The following is an 18,639-nucleotide window of genomic DNA, read 5'->3' as shown; positions in this document are numbered from 1 at the left end:
CGTCTCCCGCCCCCTCCGACATGACAGACCCTAAAGACTCCACGCCTACCGCTGCCGGTGAGAAGAGTCGTGGGCTTGCACCTGCCTCCGCGTCCGCGCGCAACCAGGTGCTCGTCGACTTCAACGCGTCCGAGCTGCCCTTCGACCTCACCGCCACGGTGGTGGCGCACTTCGAGGCACAGGCGGACGCCACGCCAGACTCGCTCGCGCTCGACTTCGAGGGCACGACGCTCACCTATGGGCAGCTCGACGCACGCGCCAACCAGCTCGCCCGGCACCTGCGCTCGGTGGGCGTGGGGCCCGAGGTGCGCGTCGCCCTGTGCGTGGAGCGCTCGCCCGAGCTCATCGTCGGCATGCTGGGCATCCTCAAGGCCGGTGGCGCCTTCGTGCCCCTGGACCCGGCCTGGCCCGCCGAGCGCATGTGCTTCATGCTGTCCGACTCCGGCGCCGCGGTCATCGTCACCGTGGAGCGGCTGGCGGACGAGCTGCCCTCGCGAGGTGAGCTCCTCGTGCTGCGGCTGGACGGGGACGCCGCGCTCCTGGACGCACAGCCCGCGACGCGCGTGGGGCCCGTGGCCTGCGAGGACCACCTCGCGTACGTCATCTACACGTCGGGCTCCACGGGCCGGCCCAAGGGCGTGCTCGTCGTGCACCGGGGCCTGAGCAACACCGCGCTCTCCGCCGTGCGGGCCCATGGCTTCGGGCCGTCGGACCGGGTGCTCCAGTTCGCCTCCGTCAGCTTCGATGCGTCCGTGTGCGAGGTCTTCGCCACGCTGCTCGCCGGCGCCACGCTGGTGCTCGCGCCTCGCGAGCGGCTGCTGCCGGATGCGCCCCTGCGCACCTTGCTGCGGGAGCAGCGCATCTCCGCCGTCACGCTGACGCCTTCCGTGCTGGCGCAGCTGGAGACGGAAGGGCTCGACGGGCTGCGGACAGTCATCTCCGCCGGTGAGGCCCTGCCTCCTCACGTGGCCCGCCGCTGGGCCCATGGCCGGTTGCTGCTCAACGCCTACGGCCCGACGGAAGTCACTGTCTGCGCGGCGATTACCCCGCGCGCGGTGGACGTGGAGCGCATCACCCTGGGCACGCCGTGGCCCAATACGCGGCTGTACGTGCTGGACGCGAGCGGCGAGCCGGTGGCGGTGGGCGAGCCCGGTGAGCTGTACGTGGGCGGCGTGGGCGTGGCGCGCGGCTACCTGGGCCGGCCCGACCTCACCGCAGAGCGCTTCGTTCCGGACGTGTTCTCCGCTGTTCCCGGCGCGCGCATGTACCGCACGGGAGACGGAGTCCGGTGGCGGGCGGATGGCCAGCTCGAATACGTGGGCCGGCTGGACTCGCAGCTCAAGCTGCGCGGCATCCGTGTGGAGCCGGGAGAGATTGAAGCCACCCTGGCGCTGTACCCCGAGGTGCGCGAGGCCGCCGTGGCGCTTCGCGAGGACGAGGCCTCGGGCGACGTGCGGCTGGTCGCGTTCCTCGTGTCCGCCTCGGCGGAGCTGGACGCGGGGGTACTGCGGGCGTGGGTCAAGCAGCGGCTGCCCGAGCACCTGGTGCCGTCCGCCTTCGTCTTGCTGCCCGCGCTTCCGCTGACGACGTCCGGCAAGGTGGACCGGAGCGCGCTGGCCGCGCAGCCGTTGCCCACGGCCGCGCCAACACAGGGCGGTGAAGGTGAAGCGCCGCGCGGGCCCACCGAGGAGCTGCTGGCGCAGCTCTTCTGCCAGGTGCTGGGGCTGGAGAAGGTCTCGCGCGACGGCCACTTCTTCGAGCTGGGCGGCCACTCGCTGAGCGCCACGCGACTGACGGCCCGGGTGCAGCAGACCTTCGGCGTGGAGCTGTCGCTGACCGTGCTGTTCGCCACGCCCACGGTGGCCGGCCTCGCGCGAGTGCTCGCCGAGCCGCCCCAGGTCCTCACGCCGGCACTTCCCGTGCTCGCGCGCCGGCCCGAGGGAGCTCCGGCCGTGCCGTCGCCCTCGCAGGAGCGCATGTGGTTCCTGCAGCAGCTCCAGCCGGACTCCGCCGCCTACGTGGTCCCCGAGGCCGTGGAGCTGCGCGGCGCGCTGGACACCCGGGCGCTGGAGTCCGCGCTGCGCCTGCTGCTGGAGCGACATGCCTCGCTGCGCGCCAGCTTCCCGTCCTCGGAGGGCCGCCCGCAGCTGAGCTTCCAGGGCGTTCCCGGGCACGTGCTCGCGGAGGAGGAGTTGCCGGGAGACGGGGCTCTATCCCGGCGGCTTCGCGAGGAGACGTCGCGCCCGTTCTCGCTGGAGGACGGGCCGCTGTATCGCTTCCGGCTGTTCCGGGTGGCGCCCGAGCACCACGTGCTGCTGCTGGTGCTGCACCACCTCGTGGTGGATGGCCTGTCCATGTCCATCCTCCTGAGCGAGCTGGCGCGGACCTATGGTGCCCTCCACGAGCAGCGCGCGCCGGAGCTGGCGCGGCTGGACGTGGACTACGCGGACGTGGCCGTCTGGCAGCGCACGTCCGAGGTGCGGGCTCGCGAGGACAGTCACCTGGCGTACTGGAAGGAGCAGCTGTCCGAGGCTCCGGCCGTGCTGGCCCTGCCCACGGACAGGCCCCGGCCTCCGGTGCTGAGTGATGGGGGCGCGTTGAGCCGGCAGCATCGGCTGAGTGACGCGCTGATTGGATTGCTCGGGGAGCTGTGCCATCAGCACCAGGTGACGCCGTTCATGGCGCTGTATGCCGCGTTCGCCGCGCTGCTGCACCGCTACTCGGGAGAGCGGGACTTGTGCGTGGGCACGCCCGTGTCGGGCCGCGTCCACCCGGCCACCGAGGATGTCGTCGGCCTGTTCATCAACACCGTGGTGCTGCGCACCCGCGTGGCTCCGGAGGTGACGTTCGCCTCGCTGTTGGAGCAGGTGCGCGCCTCGTCCCTGGAGGCCTTCGCGCACCAGGAAGCACCGTTCGACCGTGTCGTGGATGCGCTCCAGGTCGAGCGCAGCCTGAGTCACTCACCGCTGTTCCAGGTGATGTTCGACCTGTACCGCGCAGAGGGCAGGGCTACCGCGTTCCCGGGCCTGTCTTCTCGTGCGCTCTTCATCGACAACGGCACCAGCCAGCTGGACCTCGCGCTCACCGCCGTGGAGAGCACCGAGGGCACCCAGCTCTTCTTCCAGTACCGCACCGACCTGTTCGACGCGGCGACCGTGGACCGGCTGCTGACGCACTACGTGCACCTGCTGGAGCACGCGCTGCAAGCGCCCCGTCAGCCGGTGGGTGCGTTGTCCCTGCTGAGCACCGAAGAGCGTGCTCGCGTCCTCTACGCCTTCAACGACACCGCGCGCCCCTTCGACTCCGAGGCCACCGTGGCCTCCCTCTTCGAGGCCGCTGTCGCTCGCACGCCCGAGGCCGTCGCGCTGGTGACGCCCGACGTCACCCTCACCTTCGCTCAGCTCGCTTCTCGCGCGCGACGGTTGGCCTCGCATCTCGCGGCGCTGGGGGCCCGGCCCGAGCGCGTCGTCGGCTTGTGCCTGGAGCGCTCCGCCGACTGCGTGGTGGCCCTGCTGGGCATCCACCTGAGCGGCGCCGCGTGCCTCCCGCTGGAGGCTTCGCACCCCGCCGCTCGCCGGGCCGCCGTGCTCCGTCAGTCCGGCGCCTGCATGGTGGTGTCGCGGCCTTCCTTCTTTGAAGGTGCGGAGGCGGCTGGCATTCCCCTGGTGGAGCCCGGCGCCGCGGAGCTGCCCGGTGCACCGCTGGCCACGCCCCTGCGCGCTCGCCCCGAGCACCTCTCCTACGTCCTCTACACCTCCGGCTCCACCGGTGAGCCCAAGGGCGCCGAAAGCACCCAGCAGAACGTCGTCCACTGCTTCGACTCCTTCGACCCCTTCTATGCAACCGGGCCCGGCCATACCTGGGCCGCCTCCGGCAGCCTCTCCTTCGACATCCACCAAGAGGAGTTGCTCTTCAGTCTGACTCGCGGTGCTCGCGTCGTGCTGCGACCGCTGGGGCCTCTGGGCCTGGGCCGCGACATCGCCCGCCACGGCATCACCCACATCGTCATCTCTCCGTCCTCCCTCGCCGTGGCCGCCGAGGAGCCGGGGGCGCTGGAAGCCCTGCGCTCGCTCTCGGTGCTCGTCGTCGGTGGCGAAGTGCTGCCCGAGGCGCTGGTGCGCCAGCTGGCGCTGACGAAGACGCGGCTGGTGAATACCTACGGCCCCACCGAGGCCAGCATCAACGTCGCCGCTGAATTCACCGCGGCGGGAGGGCCGGTGCGCCTGGGCAAGCCGCTGGCACGCTGCCAGTTGTACGTGCTGGACGAGGCGCAGCAGCCGCTGCCGGTGGGCGTGCCCGGCGAGGTGTACGTCGGCGGCGTCTGCCTCGGCCGTGGCTACCGTGGCCGCGCGGACCTCACCTCCGAGCGCTTCGTCCCCGACGCCTTCTCCGGCGTCCCCGGTGCCCGCCTCTACCGCATGGGCGACAGGGCGCGGTGGAATGAGGACGGCTCGCTCAGCTTCCTGGGCCGCACCGACTTCCAGCTGAAGGTGCGCGGCGTGCGCGTGGAGCTGGAGGAAGTCGAAGCCGCGCTGGTGCGCCTGCCCGGCGTGCGTCAGGCCGCCGTCATCGCCCGCCGGGGCCACCGCGACCTGGAGCTGGTGGGCTACCTCGTGCTGGACGCTTCCGCGCCTCCGGTGCGCGCGCTGCGAGAAGCACTCGCCTCCGTGCTTCCCGAGGCCATGGTGCCCTCGCGCCTCATTCCCCTCCCCAGCCTTCCCACCACCACCAGCGAGAAGGTGGACCGCAAGGCCCTCGCCGCTCTGCCGCTGCACACCGAGGGCTCGGAGCAGTCTGAAGGCGACGCGCCGCGCGGCCCGACCGAGGAGCTGCTGGCGCAGCTGTTCTGTCAGGTGCTCGGACTGGAGAAGGTGTCCCGCGACGGCCACTTCTTCGAGCTGGGCGGCCACTCGCTGACGGCGACCCGTCTTGTCGCCCGCGTGCGTCAGGCATTCAGCGTGGAATTGCCGCTGGCCGCGTTGTTCTCTTCGCCCACCGTGGCGGGCCTCGCTCGTGCGCTCTCCGAGCACCAGCACTCCCGCGTCCCTCCCCTGCCCGCGCCCTCGCCCCGGCCCGCGAATGCCCCGGTGATGGCCTCCCCGGCGCAGGAGCGCATGGGGTTCCTCCAGCAGCTCCAGCCCGAGTCCGCCGCCTACCTCATCATCGAAGCCATGGAGCTTCGAGGCGCTTTGGACGTCACGGCACTGCGGGACTCGCTGCGACTGCTCCTGGAGCGACACGCCTCCCTTCGCGCGAGCTTCCCCTCCGCCGACGCTCCACTCCAGCTCGTCTTCCAGCCCGTGCCCGAGCGCGTGCTGGCCGTGGAGGACCTGCTGGCCCTCGCGGACGGCGAGGAGTCCCTCCAGGGACTGCTGACGCACCGACTGCGCGAGGAGTCCTCGCGCCCGTTCTCGCTGGAGCAAGGGCCGCTCTACCGCTTCCAGCTGTTCCGCATGGGCCCCCAGCACCACGTCCTGCTGCTCGTGGTGCACCACATCGTGGTGGACGGCCTGTCCATGGACCACCTCCTGCGCGAGCTGGCGCAGACCTACGCCGCCCTCCGCGAACAGCGCGCGCCGCTCCTGGCTCCGCTCGACCTGGAGTACGCGGACGTTGCCGCATGGCAGCGCACGCCCGCTGTGCGCGAGCGTGAAGACGCCCATCTGGCGTACTGGAAGGAGCAGCTGTCCGAGGCTCCGGCCGTGCTGGCCCTGCCCACGGACAGGCCCCGGCCTCCGGTGCTGAGCGACAGGGGTGCGTGGAGTCGTCACCACCGTCTGCCCCCGGAGCTGTCCCGGGCCTTGAGCGCCTTGTGCCGGCAGCACCAGGTGACGCCGTTCATGGCGCTGTATGCCGCGTTCGCCGCGCTGCTGCACCGCTACTCGGGGGAGCGGGACTTGTGCGTGGGCACGCCCGTGTCGGGCCGCGTCCACCCGGCCACCGAGGATGTCGTCGGCCTGTTCATCAACACCGTGGTGCTGCGCACCCGCGTGGCTCCGGAGGTGACGTTCGCCTCGCTGCTGGAGCAGGTGCGCGCCTCGTCCCTGGAGGCCTTCGCGCACCAGGAAGCACCGTTCGACCGTGTCGTGGATGCGCTCCAGGTCGAGCGCAGCCTGAGTCACTCACCGCTGTTCCAGGTGATGTTCGACCTGCACCGCGTAGGCAGTCCTCGGGACTCTTCCTTCCCGGGCCTGTCTTCTCGTGCGCTCTTCATCGACAACGGCACCAGCCAGCTGGACCTCGCGCTCACCGCGGCGGAAGGGGCGGAAGGGTTCGAGCTGTACTTCCAGTACCGCACCGACCTGTTCGACGCGGCGACGGTGGAACGACTGCTGACGCACTACGTGCGCCTGCTGGGCAACGCAGTGGAGGCACCGCTTCGGCCGGTGGGTGAGCTGTCCCTGCTGAGCACCGAAGAGCGTGCTCGCGTCCTCTACGCCTTCAACGACACCGCGCGCCCCTTCGACTCTGAAGCCACCGTGGCCTCCCTCTTCGAGGCCGCTGTCGCTCGCACGCCCGAGGCTGTCGCGCTAGTGACGCCCGACGTCACCCTCACCTTCTCCGAGCTGGCTTCGCGCGCGCGGCGGTTGGCCTCGCATCTCGCGGCGCTGGGGGCCCGGCCCGAGCGCGTCGTCGGCTTGTGCCTGGAGCGCTCCGCCGACTGCGTGGTGGCCCTGCTGGGCATCCACCTGAGCGGCGCCGCGTGCCTCCCGCTGGAGGCTTCTCACCCCGCCGCTCGCCGGGCCGCCGTGCTCCGTCAGTCCGGCGCCTGCATGGTGGTGTCGCGGCCTTCCTTCTTTGAAGGTGCGGAGGCGGCCGGCATTCCCCTGGTGGAGCCCGGCGCGGCGGAGCTGCCCGGTGCCGCGCTGGCCACGCCCCTGCGCGCTCGCCCCGAGCACCTCTCCTACGTCCTCTACACCTCCGGCTCCACCGGTGAGCCCAAGGGCGCCGAAAGCACCCAGCAGAACGTCGTCCACTGCTTCGACTCCTTCGACCCCTTCTATGCAACCGGGCCCGGCCATACCTGGGCCGCCTCCGGCAGCCTCTCCTTCGACATCCACCAGGAGGAGCTGCTCTTCAGCCTGACTCGCGGCGCCCGCGTCGTGCTGCGCCCCCTGGGGCCGCTGGGCCTGGGCCGCGACATCGCCCGCCACGGCATCACCCATATCGTCATCTCTCCGTCCTCCCTCGCCGTGGCCGCCGAGGAGCCGGGGGCGCTGGACGCCCTGCGCTCGCTCTCGGTGCTCGTCGTCGGCGGTGAGGTGCTGCCCGAGGCGCTGGTGCGCCAGCTGGCGCTGACGAAGACGCGGCTGGTGAATACCTACGGCCCCACCGAGGCCAGCATCAACGTCGCCGCTGAATTCACCGCGGCGGGAGGGCCGGTGCGCCTGGGCAAGCCGCTGGCACGCTGCCAGTTGTACGTGCTGGACGAGGCGCAGCAGCCGTTGCCGGTGGGCGTGCCCGGCGAGGTGTACGTCGGCGGCGTCTGCCTCGGCCGTGGCTACCGTGGTCGCGCGGACCTCACCTCCGAGCGCTTCGTCCCCGACGCCTTCTCCGGCGTCCCCGGTGCCCGCCTCTACCGCATGGGCGACAGGGCGCGGTGGAATGAGGACGGCTCGCTCAGCTTCCTGGGCCGCACCGACTTCCAGCTGAAGGTGCGCGGCGTGCGCGTGGAGCTGGAGGAAGTCGAGGCCGCGCTGGTGCGCCTGCCCGGCGTGCGTCAGGCCGCCGTCATCGCCCGTCGGGGCCACCGCGACCTGGAGCTGGTGGGCTACCTCGTACTGGACGCTTCCGCGCCTCCGGTACGCGCGCTGCGAGAAGCACTCGCCTCGGTGCTTCCCGAGGCCATGGTGCCCTCGCGCCTCATTCCCCTCCCCAGCCTCCCTACCACCACCAGCGAGAAGGTGGACCGCAAGGCCCTCGCCGCGCTGCCGCTGGAGGCAGCGTCCTCCTCCGAGGACGAAGCAGCGATTGAGCCGCCGCGCGGCCCCACCGAGGAATTGCTGGCACAGCTGTTCTGCCAGGTGCTCGGACTGGAGAAGGTCTCCCGCGACGGCCACTTCTTCGAGCTGGGCGGCCACTCGCTGACCGCGATTCGTCTCGTTGCCCGCGTGCGCCAGGCCTTCAGCGTGGAATTGCCGCTGGCCGCGCTGTTCGCCTCATCCACCGTGGCCGGTCTCGCGCGTGCGCTCTCCGAGCACCAGCGCTCCAGTGTCCCGCCCCTGCCCGCGCCCACGCGCCGGACCTCGGAGACACTCCCGGTCCTCTCCTACGCGCAGGAGCGCATGTGGTTCCTGCACCAGCTCCAGCCGGGGCTGTGCGCGTACCACATTCCCGAAGCCGCGGAGCTTCGGGGTGACCTGGATGTCTCCGCGCTGGAGTCCTCACTGCGGCTGCTGCTGGAGCGTCACTCCGTGCTGCGCCTCACCATTGCCGCGCACGAGGGCCGGCCGGTGCCCCGGCTGAGCCCCCTGCCGGAGCGGGTGCTGGCCTTCGAGGAGGCCGCCTCCGGAGAGCAGACTCCCTGGCGTCGGCGCCTGGAGGAGGAGACCGCTCGTCCCTTCTCGATGGAGAGCGGCCCGCTGTACCGCTTCCGCCTCTTCCGTCTCGCGCCCGGTCACCACGTGCTGCTGCTGGTCCTGCACCACGTCCTCGTGGACGGGCTCTCCATCGATGTCCTCATGCGGGAGCTGGCCCTCGCCTACGAGGCCCTGCGCGAGCAGCGCGCTCCGGCCCTGGCGCCCCTGCCGCTCGACTACTCGGACGTGGCGGACTGGCAGCGCACCCCCGCGGTGCTCGAGCGAGAGGACGCCCACATCAACTGGTGGAAGCGCCAGCTCGCGGGTGCTCCGACGCTGCTGCCGCTTCCCTTGGACAGGGTCCGGCCCGCGGTGCTGAGCGACAAGGGCGACATCAGCCAGCAGCGCCCGCTGCCTCCCGAGCTGGCGCGGCGCCTGGAGCACCTGTGCCAGCAGCACCAGGTCACGCCCTTCATGGCGCTGTATGCCGCGTTCGCGACGCTGCTCCACCACTACTCCGGTGAGCGCGAGCTGTGCGTGGGGACTCCCGTCTCCGGGCGTGTCCACCCCGCCACCGACGAGGTGGTGGGTCTGTTCATCAACAACGTGGTGCTGCGCACCCGTGTGGGCCCGGACGTGCCGTTCACCTCGCTGCTGGAGCAGGTACGCGCGACGGCGCTGGACGCGTTCGCCCACCAGGAAGCCCCATTCGAGCGCGTCGTGGATGCCCTCCAGGTGGAGCGCAGCCTCGGGCACTCACCGCTGTACCAGGTGGGCTTCGTCTGGGAGCGCACGGAGCGAGCCCTCGCGCAGGCCTTCGCGGGGCTGGAAGCGAGCCCCCTCTTCGTCCGTGGCGAGGGCAGTCAAATCGAGCTGGCGCTCAACGTCTTCGACGACGACTTCCAGGGGCTCACGCTCCTCTTCCAGTACAGCACCGACCTCTTCGACGCCGCCACCATCGAGCGGATGCTGAGCCACTACCTGCGCGTCCTGGAGCAGGTGCTGGACGCTCCCGAGCGGCCCGTGGGAGCGCTCTCGCTGCCGGGCCCCGCCGAGCGGCAACAGGTGTTGGTGGACTTCAACGCCTCCGCAGCGCCCCTCGACGCTGACGCCACCGCCGTCTCCCTCTTCGCTGCCCAGGCCGCGCGCTCCCCCGACGCCGTCGCCCTCGCCTTCGAAGACTCCCTCCTCACCTACTCCGAGCTCGACTCACGCTCCAACCAGCTCGCTCGCTTCCTTCGCTCCCGCTACGCAGGCCCCGAGGTCCGCGTCGCCCTCTGCCTCGAGCGCTCCCCCGAGCTCGTCATCTCCATGCTCGCCGTCCTCAAGGCCGGCGCCGCCTTCGTCTCCCTCGACGCCTCCGCTCCCCCTGAGCGCCTCGAGCACCTGCTCGCCGACTCCGGCGCCATGCTCCTCATCACCCAGGAGTCCCTGGAGCCGCTGCTCTCCTCTTCCGGCCGCCTCACCATCCGCGTCGACTCCGACTCCGACTCCATCGAGCGCATGCCCGAGGACGCGCTGCCTCCTCTCGCGCTCCCCGACCACCTCGCCTACGTCATCTACACCTCCGGCTCCACCGGCCTGCCCAAGGGCGTGCTCCTCGCCCACCGCGGCCTGTGCAACACCGCGCTCGCCGCCGTCCGCGCGCATGGCTTCGGCCCGTCGGACCGGGTGCTCCAGTTCGCCTCCGTCAGCTTCGATGCGTCCGTGTGCGAGGTCTTCGCCACGCTGCTCGCCGGCGCCACGCTGGTGCTCGCGCCTCGCGACCGGCTGCTGCCGGACGCACCGCTGCGCACGCTGCTGCGTGAGCAGCGCGTCTCCGCCGTCACCCTGACGCCTTCCGTGCTGGCGCAGCTGGAGACGGAAGGGCTCGAAGGGTTGAGGACGGTCATCTCCGCCGGCGAGGCCCTGCCCCCTCACGTGGCCCGGCGCTGGGCCGAGGGCCGGGTGCTGCTCAACGCCTACGGCCCGACGGAGGTCACCGTCTGCGCGGCGATTACTCCTCGCGCCGTGGACGTGAAGCGCGTCACCCTGGGCACGCCGTGGCCCAATACGCGGCTGTACGTGCTGGACGCGAGCGGTGAGCCGCTGCCCGTGGGCATCCCTGGCGAGCTGTATGTCGGCGGCATCGGCCTGGCCCGCGGTTACCTGGGCCAGCCAGCGCTCACCGCCGAGCGCTTCGTCCCCGACGCCTTCTCCGGCACTCCCGGCGCGCGCCTGTACCGCACGGGAGACCGCGTGCGCTGGCTTGCGGATGGCCAGCTGGAGTACCTCGGCCGTCTCGACTCGCAGCTCAAGGTGCGCGGCATCCGCGTGGAGCCGGGCGAAATCGAAGCCACCCTCCTGCTGCATCCCCAGGTGCGCGAGGCGGCGGTCGTCGCTCGCGCGGAGCCCTCGGGGGACCTGCGACTCGTGGGCTTCCTCGTGCCCGCCTCCCTCGACGGTGACAGCTCCGCCGCGCTGGACACGGGGGAGGTGCGGGCGTGGCTCAAGCAGCGGCTGCCCGAGCACCTGGTGCCCTCGGCCCTCGTCTCGCTGCCGGCCATGCCCCTCACCTCCTCCGGCAAGGTGGACCGCGGCGCGCTGGCCTCGCTGCCGCTGCATGCGGACTCGGCGTCCCGGGACGCCGACGAAGAAGCGCCGCGCGGCCCCACCGAGCAGCTGCTGGCGCAGCTGTTCTGCCAGGTGCTCGGACTGGAGAAGGTCTCCCGCGAAGGCCACTTCTTCGAGCTGGGCGGCCACTCGCTGAGCACCGCGCGCCTCGTCGCCCGCGTGCGACAGGCGTTCGACGTGGAGCTTCCGCTCGCCGCGGTCTTCGCCACGCCCACGGTGGCGGGCCTCGCGCGGGTGCTGGCGGCTCCGCCCCAGTCCCACGTTCCGCCACTTCCCGCTCCCACGCCCCGGCCCGCGAATGCTCCAGCGGTGCCGTCCTTCTCGCAGGAGCGCATGTGGTTCTTGCAGCAGCTCCAGCCGGACTCCGCCGCCTACGTCGTCCCCGAGGCCGCCGAGCTTCGCGGCGAGCTGGACCTGGAGGCGCTGAAGTCCTCGCTGCGGCTGCTCCTGGAGCGCCACGTCGCCCTGCGCGCGAGCTTCCCCTCCGCGGAAGGCCGTCCCCAGCTCGTCTTCCAGGACCTCTCCCCGCACCTGCTCACCGAGGAGGACCTGTCCCGCGCGGCCCCGGACGAGGCGTCGCGGCAGGAGCTGCTGGCCCGGCGGCTCCGGGAGGAGACCTCGCGCCTGTTCCCGCTGGAGCGCGGGCCGCTGTACCACTTCCACCTGTTCCGGCTCGCGCCACGGCATCACGTGCTGCTGCTGGTGTTCCACCACCTCGTGGTGGACGGCCTGTCCATCGACATCCTCCTGCGCGAGCTGGCGAGGGCCTATGCCGCCTTGCGCGAGCAGCGCACGCCGGAGCTGCCGTCCTTCGCGCTCGACTACGCGGACGTGGCGGCCTGGCAGCGCACGCCCGCCGTGCGCGCACGTGAAGACGCGCACCTGGACTACTGGAAGCAGCAGCTCGCCGGGGCGCCGGCCCTGTTGGAGCTGCCCACGGACAAGCCGCGCCTCCCGGTGCGCAGCAACAAGGGCGCCTTCACCCGGCAGCACCGGCTGCCCGACGCGCTGTCGCGCGCGCTCCGCCAGCAATGCCTGCGGCACCAGGTCACGCCCTTCATGGCGCTGTACGCGGCCTTCGCGTCCCTGCTCCAGCGCTACTCCGGCCAGGACGAGCTGTGCGTGGGCACGCCCGTGTCGGGCCGCGCCCACTCCGTCACCGAAGACATGGTGGGCCTGTTCATCAACACCGTGGTGCTGCGCACCCGCGTGGACCCGCGCGCGTCCTTCGCCTCGCTGCTGGAGCAGGTGCGCGCGACGTCGCTGGACGCCTTCGCCCACCAGGAAGCCCCCTTCGAGCGCATCGTGGAGGCCCTCCAGGTGGAGCGCAGCCTCGGCCACTCGCCCCTGTTCCAGGTGATGTTCGACCTGAACCAGGTCCAGCGCTCGCTCGCGGACGCCTTCCCGGAGCTGCAGACCCAGCCCATCTCCCTGGGCCTGGCCGCCGGCCTCTTCGACCTGGTGCTCACCGCCGTGGAGGACGAGGGGCAGGGCTACACCCTCTATCTCCAGTACCACGCCGACCTGTACGTGCCCGAGACCGCCGAGCGGCTGATGGGCCACTACGTGAGCCTGCTCGAAGGCGCCCTGGGCGCACCCGAGGCCCCCGTCGGCCTGCTGCCCCTGCTCTCCTCCGCCGAGCGGCAACAGGTATTGGTGGACTTCAACGCCTCCCAAGCGCCCCTCGACGCTGACGCCACCGCCGTCTCCCTCTTCGCCGCCCAGGCCGCGCGCTCTCCCGACGCCGTCGCCCTCGCCTTCGAAGACTCCCTCCTCACCTACTCCGAGCTCGACTCGCGCTCCAACCAGCTCGCTCGCTTCCTTCGCTCCCGCTACGCAGGCCCCGAGGTCCGCGTCGCCCTCTGCCTCGAGCGCTCCCCCGAGCTCGTCATCTCCATGCTCGCCGTCCTCAAGGCCGGCGCCGCCTTCGTCTCCCTCGACGCCTCCGCTCCCCCTGAGCGCCTCGAGCACCTGCTCGCCGACTCCGGCGCCATGCTCCTCATCACCCAGGAGTCCCTGGAGCCGCTGCTCTCCTCTTCCGGCCGCCTCACCATCCGCGTCGACTCCGACTCCGACTCCATCGAGCGCATGCCCGAGGACGCGCTGCCTCCTCTCGCGCTCCCAGACCACCTCGCCTACGTCATCTACACCTCCGGCTCCACCGGCCTGCCCAAGGGCGTGCTCCTCGCCCACCGCGGCCTGTGCAACACCGCTCTCTCCGCCATCCGCGCGCATGGCCTGAAGCCGGGCCGGCGCATGCTCCAGTTCGCCTCGGCCAGCTTCGACGGCTCCATCTGGGAGACGTTCTCCACGCTGCTCTCCGGCGCCACGCTGGTGCTCGCCGCGCGCGAGAAGCTGCTGCCGGACGCGCCCCTGCGCACCTTCCTGCGCGAGCAGCGCATCACCGACGTCGCCCTCACGCCCTCCGTGCTGTCCCTGCTGGAGACGGAGGGGCTCGAAGGGCTGGAGACCATCATCTCCGCGGGCGAGGCACTGCCTCCCGAGGTGGCCCGGCGCTGGGCCGCCGGCCGCAACCTGCTCAACTCGTACGGCCCCACGGAAGTCACCGTGGCCGCCACCATCACCACGCCTCCGGGGCTGGGACTCCCCGCGGGCACCTCGACGGACGAGCCCGTCCACGTGACGCTGGGCACGCCGTGGCCCAACACGCGGCTGTACGTGCTCGATGCCCTGGAGCAGCCCCTGCCGGTGGGCATCCCCGGCGAGCTGTATGTCGGCGGCATCGGCCTGGCCCGTGGCTACCTGGGCCAGCCAGCGCTCACCGCCGAGCGCTTCGTCCCCGACGCCTTCTCCGGCACTCCCGGCGCGCGCCTGTACCGCACCGGAGACCGCGTGCGCTGGCTCGCGGATGGGCGGCTGGAGTACCTCGGCCGCCTCGACACGCAGCTCAAGCTGCGTGGCATCCGAGTCGAGCCGGGCGAAATCGAAGCCACGCTGGTGCGCCACCCCGAGGTGCGAGAGGCCGCCGTGGTGCCCCGTGAGGACGCCTCCGGCGACACGCGCCTGGTGGCCTTCCTGGCGCTGACCTCCTCCGGCGCCGGACTGGACACCTCCGCCGTGCGCGCGTGGCTGAAGCAGCGGCTGCCCGAGCACCTGGTGCCCTCCGCCTTCGTCGCCCTGGACGCCCTGCCGCTGAACGCCTCCGGCAAGGTGGACCGCAAGGCCCTGGCCTCGCTGCCCCTGCATGCCGACACGGCCCCGCAGGACGTCGAGGGCGAGCCTCCGCGCGGCCCCACCGAGGCCTGGGTGGCGCAGCTCTTCTGCCAGGTGCTGGGCCTGGAGCGCGTGACGCGCGAGGCCCACTTCTTCGAGCTGGGTGGCCACTCGCTGAGCGCCACGCGGCTGGTCGCGCGCATCCGGCAGGCCTTCGGCGTGGAGCTGCCGCTGGCGTCCTTCTTCGCGCTGCCCACCGTCGCGGCGCTGGCCGCGCTCGTGGAGGCCGCACCCCGCGCGGAGGCCGCGCTGGTGGCGGGCCCCCGTCCCGAGCAGCTCCCCGCGTCGGTGGGGCAGGAGCGGCTCTGGTACGCGCTGCAACTCCCGGAAGCGCCGCCGTACGTGCTCACGATGGGGCTCGTGCTCGACGGCCCGCTGGACACCGGCCGGCTGGAGGCGGCGCTCACCGCCGTGGTGGAGCGCAACGAAACGCTGCGCACCACCTTCTTCCAGAAGGGCGAGTCGGTGCTCGTGCGCGTCAACCCCGTCCAGGGTCCGGTCCTCGCGCACCAGGACCTCTCGCACCTGCCGCCCACGGAGGCCCTGGCCACGGCGAAGGAGGTCTTCTCCCGCCACGACCAGACGCACTTCGACATGCTGAATGGGCCGCTGTTCCGCTTCGAGCTGCTGCGGCTGGACGCGGACGGCAGCCGCCATGCGCTCGTCATGGCCTTCAGCCACGTCATCAACGACGGCGTGGGCCTGGTGACGTTCGCCGAGGAGCTCGCGACGGCCTGGCGCGCGGCCCGCGAGGGGACGCAGCCGCTGCTGCCTCCGCTGGCCTTCCAGTTCACCGACTACGCCCTCTGGCAGCGGAAGCCGGAGCAGCTGCGGCGCCTGGACGAGGGGCTCGCGTCCTGGAAGCAGGCCCTGGCGCACGCGCCGCCGGTGCTGGATTTGCCGCTGGACTTCCCGCGCCGCGCGCCCGCGCTCAACGACAACATGCGCCCGGTGGACGTGGCGCTGAGCCCCGCGGACGCAGCCGCGCTCACGGCGCTGGCCCGGCGCGAGGGCGTGTCCGTCTTCACCGCACTGCTGGCCCTCACCCAGGCGTGGCTGCACCGGCTGAGCGGCCAGGCCCACGTCGTCGTGGCCTCGCCCTTCTCCGGACGCTCCGCACCGCAGGTGGAGAAGCTGATGGGCTACTTCGCCAACGTCCTGCCCCTGTGCACGGACGTCTCCGGCGGCCCCACCTTCCGCGAGCTGCTCGGGCGCGCCCAGGCCACCGTCGCGCACGCCACCGCGCACCAGGAGGTGCCCTTCAAGCGCATCGCGGACGCCGTGCAGCCGGACGCCCCCCGCACCGCGCCACCGCTGGCGCAGGCGCTGCTGCTCGCCGAGCACCCGGGCCTCCCCACCATGGAGGGGCTGCGCGTGTCCGAGCTGGACTTCGACGGCGTCATCCCCGCCTACGACGTGGTGGTCAGCGTCTTCATGCGCGACGGTGGCCCGCTGCGAGGGCTCGTCGCCACCGACAGCCTCCTCTTCAACGAGGCCTCCGGTGAGCGCTTCGCCCGCGCCTGGGAGCAGCTCGCCGCCGCGGCCGTGCGCGAGCCGGATGCGCCCCTGTCCCGCCTGCCGATGCTGTCTGCCGCGCAGCGCGCCCACGTGCTCGCCGCGCTGGAGGGGCCGCGGCGTCCCCTGCCCGCCAGTGACTGCATCCACGGCCTCTTCGAGGCCCAGGTGCTCCGCACGCCCGCCGCGCCCGCGGTGGCGGACCGGGACGTCACCTGGAGCTACGCCGAGCTCAACGCCCGCGCCAACCTGCTCGCCTCGCGGCTGCTGGCCCAGGGCCTCTTGCCCGAGGAGCGCGTGGGCGTGGTGATGGAGCCCTCCGCCCAGGCCATGGCCGTGCTGCTGGGCATCCTCAAGGCGGGCGGCGCCTACGTCCCGCTGGACGCGGGCTGGCCCGAGCCGCGCAAGCGCACCGTGCTGGAGCGGGCCGGCGTGCAGCGGCTGTGGGTGGACGCGGAGGTGCTCGCGGAGCACCAGACGCTGGTGCCGTACGCGGAGGTGGCGCCGAAGCCCGGGTCCGTGGCGGAAGATTTGAAACCCGGGCCCTCCCCCGTATCCGGAGCGCAGCTCGCGTACATCGTCTTCACCTCCGGCTCCACGGGTGAGCCGAAGGGCGTCATGGTGGAGCACCGCTCGGTGGTGAACCACAACACCGCCATCGCCGAGCGCTTCCGCCTGGGGCCCGGGGACAGGATGCTCCAGTTCGCCCCGCTCACCTTCGACGCGGCGGCCGAGGACCTCTACCCGCCGCTGGCGGTGGGCGCCACGGTGGTCATGCGCGGCGGGCTTGTGCCCGCGCACACCATGACGCCGTACCTGGAGGAGATGGACATCACCGTCATCAGCCTCCCGCCCACGTACATCGAGGAGTGGATCCGGCAGATGGCCGCGCTGGGCCAGCGCGTGCCCGAGCGCCTGAAGCTGCTGGCCCCCGGCGGCGACGTGCTCAAGAAGGAGACGTTCGAGGCCTGGGTCCGCGTGGGCGGTGGACACGCGCCATGGGTCAACGTCTACGGCCCCACCGAGTGCACGATTACGTCCGCCACCTGCGACATCCCCGGCGACGAGGGCGTGGGCACCGCGACCACCTTCCCCATCGGTCGGCCCATTCCCCGCGTGCGCTTCTACCTCCTGGACGAGCACCTGGAGCCGGTGCTGCCGGGCATGCCGGGGCGCGTGTACATCGGCGGCGCGGCGCTGTCGCGCGGCTACCTGGGCGCGCCGGACGCCACCTGCGAGCGCTTCCTGCCGGACCCGTTCTCCGCCACGCCCGGCGCGCGCATGTACCACACGGGTGACCTGGCCCGGCTGCTGCCGGACGGACGCCTGCGCTTCCTCGGCCGCGCCGACCACCAGGTGAAGATTCGCGGCTTCCGCATCGAGCTGTCGGAAATCGAGACGTGCCTGCGGCGCCACGCGGGCGTCGAGGAGGCCGTCGTCATCGCCCGCACGCCGCCGTCCGGCGTGACGGCGCTGTGCGCCTACGTGCAGGCCCCGGCCACGGTGAAGGAGGACGCGCTGCGCGCGCATGTGGCGGCGCAGCTCCCCGGGTACATGGTGCCCGCCGCCTTCGTGGTGATGGAGGCGCTGCCCCTCAACGCCAACGGCAAGGTGGACCGCCACGCGCTGCCGGAGCCGGAGTCCATCCAGCCCGCGCCCCCGCCGTCCACGGACGACACGAAGCTGCAGACGCCGTTCCGCACCTCGCTGGAGATGGTGCTCCAGCGCCTGTGGCAGGAGGTGCTGGGCCGCCAGGGCATCAGCGCGGCGGATGACTTCTTCGCGCTCGGCGGAGACTCCATCCTGGCCATGCGCGTGCTGGCGCGGCTGGAGGAGGAGCTGGGCCTGCCGCTGCCGCTGGCCACGCTCTTCCAGAGCCCGTCCCTCGGCGAGTCGGCGGAGGCCATCCAGGCGCTGCTGGAGGAGGGGCCGCGGCGCACCAGCGTGGTGCGGCTGTCGGGCTCGGGCACGCCGGCGGACGCGCCGCCCGTCTTCCTCTTCCACGCGGGCGACGGCGAGGTCCACCACTACAGGGACCTGGTGCCGCGGCTGGAGCCGCGCTTCCGCTGCTACGGCATCCAGGCGCCGGAGACGCTGTCCTCCGGCCACGGCCACGCCAGCTTCGAGGCCCGCGTGGAGGCGTACGCCGCCGACGTGCGCGCCGTGCAGCCCCAGGGCCCCTACCGGCTGCTCGGCTTCTCCTACGGTGGCTATCCGGCGATGGGCGTCGCCGCCGTGCTGGAGGCCCAGGGCGAGACGGTGGAGCTGCTGGCCCTGCTGGACACGGCCACCTCCGAGCTCATCGAGGCCGCCTCGCCCACCGCGGACCCGGACCCGGTGCTCGCCCTGGCCGCCGAGTTCGACGTGCGCGACGAAGCGCTGGAGCAGGAGCTGGCCCCGCTGCCCCTGGCGAAGAAGTGGGAGCTGCTCGCCGAGCGCGCCCAGGCCCGGGGCACCGCGGCGGCCCACTTCCGGGGCAGCGACTTCGCCCGCATCTGGCACGTGCTCGGCGAAGTGCTGGCCCCGCAGGCCCGCGCATGGAAGGTGCCGGCGCTGCGCACGGCGGTGCGGCTGTTCACCACCGCCTCCACGCGCGCCCACGCGGGCGACGCGCTGCTGGGGTGGACGCGGCACCTGCCGCCCGAGCAGCTGCACACCGTGGCGCTGCCGGGCGAGCACGCCATCCTGCTGCACCCGCCGATGGTGGAGGACCTGGCCCGGCACCTGCTCTCGGTGCTGGCCGGGGAGTGAGGCGAAG

1 protein-coding gene is annotated in these 18,639 nt (G+C 72.4%); it reads left to right on the top strand.

Annotated features, from left to right (window positions below; translation table 11 throughout):
* Positions 1–20: 20 nt before the first annotated feature.
* The gene (locus ACX9TP_RS10090) at positions 21–18,632 is read left to right on the top strand and encodes a non-ribosomal peptide synthetase (RefSeq protein ID WP_482979511.1); all 18,612 of its coding nucleotides are present in this window, start codon (positions 21–23) and stop codon (positions 18,630–18,632) included.
* The last annotated feature ends 7 nt before the right edge of the window (positions 18,633–18,639 follow it).

The organism is Pyxidicoccus sp. M15 (genome assembly GCF_056858435.1).
Note: the sequence above shows the minus strand (reverse complement) of the source record. Positions and strands in the feature narration are given on the sequence as shown.